Origin of the sequence: Falsiroseomonas oryziterrae (assembly GCF_021864505.1) — a bacterium.
Classification (GTDB): domain Bacteria; phylum Pseudomonadota; class Alphaproteobacteria; order Acetobacterales; family Acetobacteraceae; genus Falsiroseomonas; species Falsiroseomonas oryziterrae.
Genome location: NZ_JAKJIB010000097.1, coordinates 1 through 12,234, shown reverse-complemented (window position 1 = coordinate 12,234; position 12,234 = coordinate 1). Strand labels below are relative to the sequence as shown.

Genomic DNA, 12,234 nt, shown 5'->3' with positions numbered 1-12,234 from the left:
GGCGCTGCTGCGCGCCGTCGGCGGGGGCAGGTTTGCGCCGCCCCTCGCCGCGACCGCCGCGCTCCTGGCGCGGGGGGAGGGGACGCTTGGTGGCGCGGCACTCACACGTGCGGGCCTGCTGGTCTGCGAGGCGGCCCGATCCGCGCCCGCGGTGCCGGCCGGGGCCGGGGCCGTCTGGGATCGACGCTTCCGGCTGTCGGAGGGTCTCGAGGGCGCGACGCTGGGTGCGGCCGGCGACGCCGCGCGGCGGCTCCCGAGGCCGCCCTGGATTCCCGCCGCCGCCGTTGCGTCGCTTCCCGCGTTGCACCGCAACGGAACGCTGGCGGTGGTCCCCGCCCTGGCCTATCCTGACGCAGAGACCGCCAGCCGCCACGTGATCCGCTTCGTGCCGATCGCCGGACCGGTCGCATGATCCCGTCGCGCCGCCCGACGTTGGCGACGTGGCGGACCGGTCTGCCGGGGCCGGCCTCAGTCCCGCACGCGCCAGGATGGAAGCCAGGCGGGTGCGCACTATCTATGTGGAGGCGCGGCCCCGCGGGGCCGCGAGGCATGGGAATCATCTGGTGAACAATTTCGGCCGGAACCTCGCGCTCTGGGTCATCGTGGCGCTGCTGCTCGTGGCGCTGTTCAACCTCTTCCAGCCCTCCTCCGGCCCGGGCCGGGCGGCGCAGCAGGTTGCCTATTCGGACTTCCTGAACGAGGTCAACGCCGGGCACGTCCGCGACGTGACCATCACCGGGCGCCAGGTGGTCGGCCAGCTTTCCGACGGGCGGAGCTTCCAGACCTTCACGCCCGAGGACCCGACCCTCGTCTCGCGCCTGACCGAGCGGGGCGTGCGGGTGGTGGCGCGGCCCGAGGACGGCGACGTGAACCCGCTGTTCCACTACCTACTGTCCTGGTTCCCGATGCTGCTGCTGATCGGCGTCTGGGTGTTCTTCATGCGCCAGATGCAGGGCGGCGGCGGCCGGGCCATGGGCTTCGGCAAGTCGCGCGCCAAGCTGCTGACCGAGAAGCAGGGCCGCGTGACCTTCGAGGACGTGGCGGGGATCGAGGAAGCGAAGGGCGAGCTCGAGGAAATCGTGGAATTCCTGCGCGACCCGCAGAAGTTCCAGCGCCTCGGCGGCAAGATCCCGAAGGGCGTGCTGCTGGTCGGCCCGCCCGGCACCGGCAAGACGCTGCTCGCGCGCTCCATCGCGGGCGAGGCGAACGTGCCCTTCTTCACCATCTCGGGCTCCGACTTCGTCGAGATGTTCGTGGGCGTCGGCGCGAGCCGCGTGCGCGACATGTTCGAGCAGGGCAAGAAGAACGCGCCCTGCATCATCTTCATCGACGAGATCGACGCGGTCGGCCGCCATCGCGGTGCGGGCCTCGGCGGCGGCAATGACGAGCGCGAGCAGACGCTGAACCAGATGCTCGTCGAGATGGACGGCTTCGAGAGCAACGAGGGCGTCATCATCATCGCGGCGACCAACCGCCCCGACGTGCTCGACCCCGCGCTGCTGCGCCCGGGCCGCTTCGACCGTCAGGTCGTTGTGCCGAACCCGGACGTGAACGGGCGCGAGAAGATCCTCCGCGTTCACATGCGCAAGGTCCCGCTGGCCTCCGATGTCGATCCGAAGGTCATCGCGCGCGGCACGCCGGGCTTCTCGGGCGCCGACCTTGCCAACCTGGTGAACGAGGCGGCGCTGCTGGCCGCGCGCACCGGGCGGCGCACCGTCGGCATGGCGGAGCTCGAGGCGGCGAAGGACAAGGTGATGATGGGCGCGGAGCGCCGCAGCCTGGTCATGTCCGAGGACGAGAAGCGCATGACCGCCTATCACGAGGCGGGCCACGCGCTGGTCGCGATGCACGAGCCGGAATGCGACCCGGTCCACAAGGCGACGATCATCCCGCGCGGCCGCGCCCTCGGCCTCGTCATGTCGCTCCCGGCGGGCGACCGCTATTCGAAGCACAAGTCGAAGATGAAGGCCGAGCTCGCGATGGCGATGGGCGGCCGCGTCGCGGAGGAGCTGATCTTCGGCGCCGACAAGGTCTCGAACGGCGCCTCGGGCGACATCAAGATGGCGACCGACCAGGCCCGCCGGATGGTGACCGAATGGGGCATGAGCGAGAAGCTCGGCATGATCGCCTATGGGTCGAACGACCAGGAGGTCTTCCTCGGCCACAGCGTCACGCAGTCGAAGAACATCTCGGAGAGCACGGCGCAGCAGATCGACGCCGAGATCCGCAAGATCATCGACGACGCCTATGCGCGCGCGACGAAGGTGCTCAGCGAGAACATCGACGAGCTGCACCTGCTGGCCAAGGGCCTGCTGGAACACGAGACCCTCTCGGGCGACGAGATCCGGCAGGTCATCAAGGGCGAGCCGGTGGTGCGCAACCGCCCGGACGAGCCGGCGCCTGCGCGCGGCAGCGTCCCGACCTCGGGCCGCCCGGTGAACCCGCGGCCGAGCGCCGGCCCCTGGAGCGGGCAGCCGGCGCCGGGGACCTGACGAGGGACCTGACGCGGCCGGCCGAATTCGGGCTTAATGGAAGGGCGGGGGCGAGGCATCGTCCCCGCCCTCTCTCTTTGCGTGACGGGTGTCGGGAATGGCGGGGATCTGGGTGGAGCCGCTCGGGCTGCTGCAGGGGCGCGACGCGGCGGTCGCTATGGCGGCCGACCTCGCCCTCCCGCTGGCCGGCGGCCCGGCGGCGTTCAGCCTCGTTCGCCTGATCGGCCCTGGCGCCCCGGACGCCCCGGTGGCGCTGGCCGACGTGCCGGAGGACTGGCAGCCCCGCGTCATCGCGCTGACGAAGCAGCCGCCAACCTTCGCCGGCCTTCCGGCCGGTCGCCCGCTGGTGATGGGTATCGTCAACGTGACGCCGGACAGTTTCTCGGACGGGGGGCGTCACCTGGACGCGCGCGCGGCGATCGCGGCCGGCCACGCGATGCTCGAAGCGGGCGCCGACCTGCTCGACATCGGCGGCGAGAGCACGCGCCCGGGGGCTGATCCCGTTACGGCGGAGGAGGAGCAGCGCCGGGTGATCCCGGTGATCCGCGAACTCGCCAAGGCAGCGACCGTGAGCGCCGATACGCGCAACGCGGCGACGATGCGCGCCGCACTCGATGCCGGGGCGGAGGTGATCAACGACGTCTCGGCGCTCCGCCACGATCCGGAGGCCGTGCGCGTGCTCGCCGCGGCGGAATGCGGCGTGATCCTGATGCACATGCTGGGCGACGACCCGCGCACCATGCAGGACGATATCCGCTACGCCGACGTCGCACTGGATGTGGCGGAGTTCCTCGCGGAGCGTGTGGCCTGGGCGGAGGCGCAGGGGATCGTCCGGACGCGCATCGCGCTCGACCCGGGGATCGGCTTCGGCAAGCGGCTGCCGGAGAACCTGGCGCTCATCCAGCGCCTGCCGCTGCTCCTGGGCCTCGGATGCCCGGTGCTGCTGGGGGCCAGCCGCAAGCGCTTCGTCGGCGAGATCTCAGGCGTGGCCGAGGCGCCGCGCCGGATGGCAGGGAGCCTGGGTGCGGCGATCGCAGGGGCGCGGCGGGGGGCCGCGATCCTGCGCGTGCACGACGTGGCGGAGACGGTGCAGGCGCTGGCCGTGCTGGCGGCCTGCGAGGCCGGTGCGGTCGCGGACGTGGACGCGGAAACAGAGGGGGAATAAGCAGGGGCCATGAACAACGTGACGACCAACGTGGCGACCCCGGCGCGCAAGCTGTTCGGGACGGACGGCATCCGCGGCACCGCCAACCGGCCGCCGATGGACGCCGCGACCGCGCTCCGGCTCGGCCAGGCGGCCGGGCGCTTCTTCAACCGTGGCAACCACCGCCACCGCGTGGTGATCGGCAAGGACACGCGGCTTTCGGGCTACATGCTCGAGCCGGCGCTGACCGCCGGCTTCATCGGCGCCGGGATGGACGTGATGATCGTTGGCCCGCTGCCGACGCCGGCGATCTCGCTGCTCACGCGCTCGCTGCGCGCCGACCTCGGCGTGATGATCTCCGCCTCCCACAACCCGTTCGAGGACAACGGCATCAAGCTGTTCGGACCGGACGGCCTCAAGCTGTCGGACGAGGAGGAGGCGGCGATCGAGGCGCTGATGACCGGCCCCGACAACGGCACCGGGCTTGCCGCGCCTGGCCGCCTCGGCCGCGCCAGCCGGCTGGAGGATGCGCCCGGTCGCTACATCGAGGCGGCGAAGGCCTGCTTCCCGAAGGGCCGCAGCCTTGAGGGGATGCGCATCGCGCTCGATTGCGCCAATGGCGCCGCCTACAAGGTCGCGCCGACGGTGCTGTGGGAGCTCGGCGCGGAGGTGGTGCCGCTCGGCGTCAACCCGGACGGGTCCAACATCAACCGCGACTGCGGCGCGACCGCGCCGGGGCGCCTGGCGGAGCTGGTGCGCGAGCGTCGCGCCGATCTCGGCATCGCGCTCGACGGCGACGCCGACCGGCTGGTGCTGGTGGATGAGCGCGGCAACATCGTGGACGGCGACCAGATCATCGCGCTGATCGCGGGTTCGTGGCAGCGCGACGGGCGGCTGCGCGGCGGCGGCGTGGTGACCACGGTGATGTCCAACCTCGGCCTGGAGCGGCATCTCCAGGGGCTCGGCATCGCGCTGCACCGGACCAAGGTCGGCGATCGCTATGTGGGTGAGCGGATGCGCGAGACGGGCTGCAACATCGGCGGCGAACAGTCGGGCCACGTCATCCTGTCGGACTTCGCGACCACCGGCGACGGCCTGGTTGCGGCGCTGCAGGTGCTGGCGCTGCTGGTCGAGGAGGGGAAGCCCGCGAGCGAGGCCTGCCGCCGCTTCGCGCCGATGCCGCAGAAGCTGGTGAACATCCGCTTCAGCGGCCCGTCGCCGCTCGGCGATCCGGAGGTCGAGAAGGCCATCGTCGCGGTGGGGGACAGCCTCGCTGGCCGAGGCCGCGTGCTGGTGCGCGCGAGCGGGACCGAGCCGCTGATCCGCATCATGACGGAGGCGGAGGACGAGCGCGAGATGAACGCCGCCGCCCTCAAGCTGGCGCAGATCATCGGCATGCGCGCGGCGGCGATGGCCTCCGCCAAGGCCGGGTCTTGACGGCTTCAGCCGGCGGAGGCGTGGCGGAGGCGCCGCGCGGCCGTGTGCTGATCTGCGCGGGGTCGGATTCCGGCGGCGGCGCGGGCATCCAGGCGGACATCAAGGCGGTCACCGCGCTCGGCGGCTTCGCGATGACGGCGATCACCGCGCTGACCGCGCAGGATACCCGCGGCGTCCATGGCGTGGTGGGCGTCGCGCCCGACTTCATCCGCCTGCAGATCCGGGTGGTGCTCGAGGATCTCGGCGCCGATTGCATCAAGACCGGCATGCTGGCCGACAGCGCGACGATCGAGGCTGTCTGCGATGCGCTGGGCGCGCATGCACCGGGCGTGCCGGTGGTGGCCGACCCGGTCATGGTGGCCAAGGGCGGCCATCCGCTGCTGGCGCCGGAGGCGGTGGCCACGCTGCGCGCGCGGCTGCTGCCGGTCGCGCGCATCATCACGCCGAACATCCCGGAGGCGGAGGCGCTGTCGGGCGTCGCGATCGCCGATGTCGCGGGCATGCATCGTGCCGCCGAGGCGCTGCTGCGCATGGGCGTGCAGGCAGTGCTGCTGAAGGGCGGGCACGGCACCGGCGAGACGCTGACCGACCTGCTCGCCACGCCCGAGGGCACCGAGGCCTTCGAGAGCAGCCGCCTCGCGACACGCCACACGCATGGCACGGGCTGCACGCTGGCCTCCGCGCTGGCCTGCGGGCTCGCGCAGGGGATGGGGCTGCGCGACGCTGTCGTGCGCGCGCGGGCCTATGTGCGCGCCGCGATGCTCGCCGCACCCGGCTTCGGCACCGGCCACGGTCCGCTCGGCCATGGTGTCACGGTGGATCCGGCACGGATCGCCGGCCTCGCATGAGGCGCTATCGCTTCGTCACGCTCGACGTCTTCACCGACCGGCGCTTCGGCGGCAATCCGCTCGCCGTGTTCCCGGACGCGCGCGGCCTGAGTGATTCGGAGATGCAGGCGCTGGCCGCCGAGTTCAATCTCAGCGAGACGACCTTCGTGCTGCCGCCAGACGACCCGGCCAACACGGCGCGCGTGCGCATCTTCACCACGACGGTGGAGATGCCCTTCGCCGGCCATCCGAATGTCGGCACCGGCTTCCTGCTGGCCTCGGACTCCGGCGGCGACATGCTGCGCTTCGAGGAGATCGCCGGACTGGTCGAGGTGCGCATCGCGCGCGACGCGGCCGGTGCGGTGACGGAGGCGGTGATCGCCGCGCCGCGGCCGCTCTCGCTCGGCGAGGAGTTCACGCCGGTGCAACTCGCGGGCTGTGCCGGGCTCGAGCCCTGGGAGGTGGTGACGGAGAACCACCGGCCCGTGCAGGCGAGCGTCGGCAATCCCTTCGTGCTGATGGAGGTGACGCCGGCCGCGCTGACCCGCGCCGCCCCCGACACCGCCGAGTTCCGGCGCGTGGCGCAGTCCATCCCGGCGCTGGTGCAGCGCGCCGCGATCTATCTCTATGCGCGCGACGGCGAGCGCCTGCGCGCGCGCATGTTCAGCCCGGCGCTCGGCGTCGGGGAGGATCCGGCCACCGGCAGCGCGGCCGCGCCGCTGGCCGCGCTGCTGCTGCACCTGTCGGGCGCCATCGACGGCGCGTGGGACGTCGTCCAGGGCGTGGAGATGGGGCGGCCGAGCCTGCTGCGCACGACGGCTGCGCGTGGCCCGGACGGCATCCGCGCGACGGTCGGCGGCGGCTGCGTGCGCGTGCTCGAGGGCGAGGCGATCCTGTGAGCGCCGCGCGCCCGACGCTGGAGCATCTGCCGCTGCCGCTGCTTGCCATGCCGATGGGCACGGGTGGCGTCGGGCTGGCCTGGCGGCAGGCCCATGGCGCGCTCGGCGCGCCTGGCTGGATCGGGGAGGCGCTGCTGGCCTTCACGGCGCTGCTGTGGGCCGGCCTCGTCCTCGTCCAGGCCCTGCGGCTGCTGCGTCATCCGCAGGCCGTGGCGGCGGAGCTTCGCCATCCGGTGCGCGTGGCCTTCGGGGCGGCGCCGACGATCGGCCTGATGATCGTCGCGGCCTTCCTGTTCCCGCATGCCCCCGCGCTCGGGGCCGCCTTATGGAGCGTCGCGGTCGCCGGGCATCTGCTGCTGGCGATGATGCTGCTGCGCCGCGTGCTGGCCGGAAGGGGCGATGGCGCGATGATCGCGCCGCCGCTGCTGATCCCGCTGGTCGGGAACATCCTCGCCCCCGCCTTCGGACCGCGCATGGGTTTTCCCGAGTTGTCCTGGATGATGTTCGGGATCGGCCTGGTGCTCTGGCTGGCGATGCTGCCGCTGCTGCTGCACCGCCTGCTCGCCGGGCCGCCGCTGCCGCTGCCGCTGCGGCCGACGCTCGCGATCCTGCTGGCGCCGCCCGCCGTCGCGGCGCTGGCGCTGGAGGCGCTGACCGGCCACGTGGACGGCGTGGTGCTGGCCTTCGCCGGTGTGGCGCTGCTGGTCGCGGCGGTGCTGCTGTCCCTCGCGCACGAATTCGCCCGCGTGCCCTTCGGGCTGCCCTGGTGGGGCGTGACGTTCCCGTCCGCCGCCTTCGCCGTGATGCTGATGGCGATCGGTGCGCCGGCCTGGCTCGGCTGGGCGGCGCTGCTGGGGAGCACGGCGCTCACGGGCTGGGTGGCGTGGCGGACGCTCGGCGCGTTCCGGGTGGGGGCCTTCTACCGGCCGGAGCATTGAGGGCGGGGCGGTCGGCGCTTTTCCGCTCCTCTGACCCCCACCCCGACCAACCGGCGTAAGCGGCGTTCTGCCGCAACTCTGGCGTCCGACGCCGTTGGCGTCGAACCCCCCGTGAACGGGAGAGGGAGAGGTCCCCGACGGTCTATTGCGGCTGGATGTTCGCGGCGGCGCGGACCAGCGCGGCGTAGCGCTCGGCCTCGTCGCGCACGAAGCGGTTGGTGGCGTCCGGGCCCATCGCGCTCGGCGTCATGCCGAGGGCGCGGATGCGCTCGATCGCAGCCGGCGTCGCCAGCGCCTCGGCCAGCGCGGCGGCGAGGCGGGCGACGAAGGCGGGATCGGTGCGCGCCGGCGCGAAGAGGCCCTGGTAGAGTTCGCTCGTCATGCCGCGCGTCGCGGCCTGCTCGGCGAAGGTGATCTGCTCCGGCAGGAAGGGATGGCGCTCCGGCGAGGAGATGCCGAAGCCGCGCACGCGGCCCTCGCGGACCAGCGGGCCGGAGGAGGTCAGCGTGCTGACGGCGAGGTCCACGCGGCCGGCCATCAGGTCGGGGAAGATCTGGGTCGCGATGCGATAGGGCACATGCTCCAGCTTGAGCCCGGTGCGCCCGGCCAGCATCTCGCCGAAGAGATGCAGCGAGGTGCCGGTGCCGGAGGTGGCGTAGGTGAAGGGCTGGCTGCGCGTCGCGTTCAGAGCGATCAGCTCGGGCAGTGTCGCGGGCAGATCGGGGCGGCCGATCAGCAGCAGCGGCAGGGTGGCCAGCATGTGGACCGCGGTGAAGTCGCGGATCGGGTCGTAGCGCACGGCCGATGGCGTCACGAGCGGCGCCACGTTCAGCACGGAATCGACGCCGAGCAGCAGCGTCGCCCCGTCCGGCGCGGCGCGCGCCACGCGCTCCGTCGCGATCGTGCCGCCCGCGCCGGGCAGGTTCTCAACGACCACGGGCTGGCCGATGCGCGGGGCAAGCTCGTTGGCGGCGACGCGGGCGATGGCGTCCACGTTGGTGCCGGCGCCGAAGGGCACGACGATGGTGATCGGCCGTCCCTGTGCCTGCGCGATGGCCGGGGCTGCCAGCGCCGCGGGCAGGGCGAGCATGGTGCGGCGGGGCAGGGGGCTCATCGGCGGTCTCCGTTGCGGATGCGTGGAGCCTGCCATGCAAGCCGCTTGCTGTCCCGGGCGCTGGACGCAGGGCCGACCTGTGGCTAATCCTCGCGGCGGGCCACGCCCCCCCACCGGGGCGCATCTGCTTCTGGAAGGGAGCGACCATGGCGATCGCCACCAAGCCGGACATCCGTCCGCAGAATCCTCGTTTCTCCTCCGGTCCCTGCGCCAAGCGTCCCGGCTGGACGCTCGACGCGCTGTCGGGCGCGTTGCTCGGGCGCAGCCACCGCGCCAAGGATCCCAAGGCGAAGCTCGCCGAGGTGATCGAGCGGTCGCAGGCCATCCTCGGCATGCCGGCCGATTGGCGGCTCGGCATCGTGCCGGCCTCCGACACCGGCGCGGTGGAGATGGCGCTGTGGTCGCTGCTCGGGCCGCGCGGCGTGGACATCCTCGCCTGGGAAAGCTTCTCCAAGGACTGGGCGACCGACGTCACGAAGCAGCTGAAGCTGGCGGATGCGAAGGTGATCTCGGCGGGCTACGGCAGGCTGCCAGACCTTTCGCAGGTCGGCGCGGACCGCGACGTCGTGTTCGTCTGGAACGGCACGACCAGCGGCGTGCGGCTGGCGAATGCGAGCTTCATCCGCGACGACCGCGAGGGGCTCGCCATCTGCGATGCCACGAGCGCCGCCTTCGCGATGGAGCTGCCCTGGTCGAAGCTCGATGTCGTCACCTGGTCCTGGCAGAAGGTGCTGGGGGGCGAGGCCGCGCACGGAATGCTCGCGCTGTCGCCGCGCGCCGTTGCACGGCTCGAATCCCACAAGCCTGCCTGGCCGATGCCAAAAATCTTCCGCATGACGAAGGACGGGAAGCTCAACGAGGGCATCTTCAAGGGCGAGACGATCAACACGCCCTCCATGCTCTGCGTCGAGGACGCGCTGGACGGGCTGCGCTGGGCGGACTCCGTCGGCGGCCTCAAGGGTTTGGTCGCGCGGTCGGAAGCGAACCTCGCCGCCGTCGCGCGCTGGATTGAGCGCACGCCCTGGGCGGCTTTCCTGGCCGAGGACCCGGCGACGCGCTCCTGCACCTCGATCTGCCTGAAGATCGTCGCACCCTGGTTCACCGCGCTCGACGCCGAGGGTCAGGCGGCCGCGGCGAAGAAGCTGGCCTCGCTGCTCGAGAAGGAGGGGGTGGCGCTCGACGCCGCCGCCTATCGCGACGCGCCACCGGGCCTGCGCATCTGGGGCGGGGCGACGGTCGAGACCGCCGACATCGAGGCGCTGCTCCCCTGGCTCGACTGGGCTTTTGCCCAGGTCGAAGCAGACGCGACGAAGAAGGCGGCCTGACCGATGGCGAAGGTCCTCATCTCCGACAAGCTCTCGCCGGCCGCCGTCCAGATCTTTCGGGACCGCGGCGTGGAGGTCGACTTCAAGCCCGGCCTCAAGCCCGCGGAACTCCGCGAGATCATCGGCGAGTACGACGGGCTCGCCGTGCGCTCCGCCACCAAGGTGACGCGCGAACTGATCGAGGCGGCGCCGCGGCTAAAGGTGGTCGGCCGCGCGGGCATCGGCGTGGACAACGTGGACATCACCAGCGCCACCGCGCGCGGCGTCGTGGTGATGAACACGCCCTTCGGGAATGCGATCACCACCGCCGAGCATGCGATCGCGATGATGTTCGCGCTGGCCCGCCAGATCCCCGAGGCCTCCGCCTCCACCAAGGCGGGCAAGTGGGAGAAGAACCGCTTCATGGGCGTCGAGCTGACCGGCAAGACGCTCGGCCTGGTGGGCTGCGGCAACATCGGCTCGATCGTCGCCGACCGCGGCAACGGGCTCTCCATGAAGGTGATCGCCTATGATCCCTTCCTGTCCGAGAAGCGCGCGCTCGAGATCGGCGTCGAGAAGGTGGAGCTCGACGCGCTGATCGCGCGCGCCGACATCGTGAGCATCCACGCGCCCTATACCGAGCAGACGAAGAACATCCTCTCCCGCGAGCGGATCTTCGCCATGAAGAAGGGGGCGCGGTTGATCAACTGCGCCCGCGGCGGGCTGGTGGACGAGCAGGCGCTCTACGATGCGCTGAAGTCCGGCCACCTCGCCGGCGCCGCGCTCGACGTCTTCGAGACGGAGCCCGCGACGGACAGCCCGCTCTTCGGCCTCGAGAACGTGGTCTGCACGCCGCATCTCGGCGCCGCCACGACCGAGGCGCAGGAGAACGTGGCGCTGCAGGTCGCGGAGCAGATGTCGGACTTCCTGCTGACCGGCGCCGTCTCCAACGCCATCAACATGCCCTCCGTCACGGCGGAGGAGGCGCCGCGTCTCAAGCCCTACATGGAGCTGGTGCGGCTGTTGGGCGGCCTTGCGGGCCAGCTGACCGCGGCGGTCGGCGACGAGATCCGCGCGATCCGCGTGGAGTACGAGGGCCACGCCGCGGAGCTGAACCGCAAGCCGCTCACGGCCGCTGCGCTGGCCGGCGTGCTCGCGCCCATGATGGGTGCGGTGAACATGGTCAACGCCCCGGCGCTGGCGAAGGAACGCGGGATCGAGGTTGCGGAGACCATCCTTGATCGCAGCGGGGACTACGCCACGCTGGTGCGCGTCACGCTGGAGACCGCGGGCTGGACGCGCAGCGTCGCCGGCACGCTGGTCGGCCATGGCAAGCCGCGCCTCGTCGAGGTGAAGGGCATCGCAGTCGAGGCGGAATTCGCGCCGCACATGCTCTACGTCACCAACCAGGACAAGCCCGGCTTCATCGGCCGCTTCGGCACGACGCTGTCGGAGGCCGGCATCAACATCGCGACCTTCCACCTCGGCCGCGACCGGCCGGGCGGGGACGCGATCTGCCTCGTCGGGCTTGACGGGCCGGTGCCGGAGAAGGTGCTCGCCGCCGTGCGGGCGCTGCCGCTGGTGGTGCGCGCGGTGCCGCTCGCCTTCTAGCTGCGGTTGATCGTGCCGCGGCCGTCGAGGCGGCTCATCTCGGCATTCGCCGCGCCGGCCGCCTCGCTGACCCGCGGCAGGAAGGGCAGGGCGGCGAGCCGCTGGAGCGTCGCGGCGGAGCCGGCGGGGAAGATCGGCCCGCTCAACGCGGCCTCGGCACGGGCGAGGCTGCCGGCATCGAGCGCCGCCGCCGCCTCGCGCAGCTGCGCGATCACGGCCTCCGGCGGTGCGTCGGGCGCGATGCCGATCGCCTGGCGCATCTCCGCCCGGCCCTGGCGCAGCGCATGCTGCGCAGCGCCGGAGACGTCGTGCATGTAGCGCGGGTTGCTGCGGAACTCCTCGGCGAGGAACTCCAGCTGCACCGCCGCCCGCGCGGCCTCGGCAGGACGGCCGCGCAGCTGCGCGGTGTCGCCGAGCATGCGCGGCGCGCTCAGGGCCGCGCCGCGCACGGGATCGCCGGTGCCGCCA

10 protein-coding genes and 1 pseudogene are annotated in these 12,234 nt (G+C 72.3%); 9 read left to right on the top strand and 2 right to left on the bottom strand.

From position 1 onward, the window contains the following. The 7 genes and pseudogenes from L2I40_RS10290 to L2I40_RS10260 form a co-directional block, all read left to right on the top strand. Positions 1–412 (top strand): annotated as a pseudogene (locus L2I40_RS10290) (hypothetical protein); the annotation flags it as partial. A gap of 151 nt (positions 413–563) precedes the next feature. After that, entirely contained in the window at positions 564–2,492 is a 1,929-nt protein-coding gene (gene ftsH, locus L2I40_RS10285) for an ATP-dependent zinc metalloprotease FtsH (RefSeq protein ID WP_237214816.1), read from the top strand. A gap of 97 nt (positions 2,493–2,589) precedes the next feature. Beyond that, positions 2,590–3,657, top strand: coding sequence for a dihydropteroate synthase (gene folP / locus L2I40_RS10280; protein WP_237214815.1), 1,068 nt, complete (start codon positions 2,590–2,592; stop codon positions 3,655–3,657). 9 nt (positions 3,658–3,666) lie between these two features. Next, the gene (gene glmM / locus L2I40_RS10275) at positions 3,667–5,073 is read left to right on the top strand and encodes a phosphoglucosamine mutase (protein ID WP_237214814.1); all 1,407 of its coding nucleotides are present in this window, start codon (positions 3,667–3,669) and stop codon (positions 5,071–5,073) included. Positions 5,074–5,093: 20 nt separating this feature from the next. After that, positions 5,094–5,921 carry a bifunctional hydroxymethylpyrimidine kinase/phosphomethylpyrimidine kinase gene (gene thiD / locus L2I40_RS10270; protein WP_237214813.1) on the top strand — a complete coding sequence of 276 codons (828 nt, stop codon included), beginning with the start codon at positions 5,094–5,096 and terminating at the stop codon, positions 5,919–5,921. Then, positions 5,918–6,799 carry a PhzF family phenazine biosynthesis protein gene (locus L2I40_RS10265; RefSeq protein ID WP_237214812.1) on the top strand — a complete coding sequence of 294 codons (882 nt, stop codon included), beginning with the start codon at positions 5,918–5,920 and terminating at the stop codon, positions 6,797–6,799. Before thiD ends, L2I40_RS10265 begins: the two co-directional genes overlap by 4 nt. Next, positions 6,796–7,737, top strand: a complete 942-nt coding sequence (locus L2I40_RS10260) for an SLAC1 family transporter (RefSeq protein WP_237214811.1) — start codon at positions 6,796–6,798, stop codon at positions 7,735–7,737. Before L2I40_RS10265 ends, L2I40_RS10260 begins: the two co-directional genes overlap by 4 nt. A gap of 142 nt (positions 7,738–7,879) precedes the next feature. Here L2I40_RS10260 and L2I40_RS10255 read toward each other — a convergent pair whose 3' ends face one another. Next, a complete protein-coding gene (locus L2I40_RS10255; protein WP_237214810.1) occupies positions 7,880–8,851 on the bottom strand; it encodes a Bug family tripartite tricarboxylate transporter substrate binding protein in 972 nt (323 codons plus the stop codon). Between the two features lie 146 nt (positions 8,852–8,997). On the opposite strand from L2I40_RS10255, the gene L2I40_RS10250 reads away from it, so the two are divergent. Both L2I40_RS10250 and serA read left to right on the top strand, forming a co-directional pair. Continuing rightward, positions 8,998–10,176 (top strand): phosphoserine transaminase, encoded by a 1,179-nt coding sequence (locus tag L2I40_RS10250; protein WP_237214809.1) that lies wholly within the window; start codon positions 8,998–9,000, stop codon positions 10,174–10,176. A gap of 3 nt (positions 10,177–10,179) precedes the next feature. Next, the gene (gene serA, locus L2I40_RS10245) at positions 10,180–11,766 is read left to right on the top strand and encodes a phosphoglycerate dehydrogenase (protein WP_237214808.1); all 1,587 of its coding nucleotides are present in this window, start codon (positions 10,180–10,182) and stop codon (positions 11,764–11,766) included. On the opposite strand, the gene L2I40_RS10240 is transcribed toward serA, so the two are convergent. Next, the coding region (locus tag L2I40_RS10240; RefSeq protein WP_237214807.1) for a hypothetical protein at positions 11,763–12,234 on the bottom strand (472 nt) is incomplete at its 5' end. The two genes, serA and L2I40_RS10240, sit on opposite strands and share 4 nt — an antisense overlap.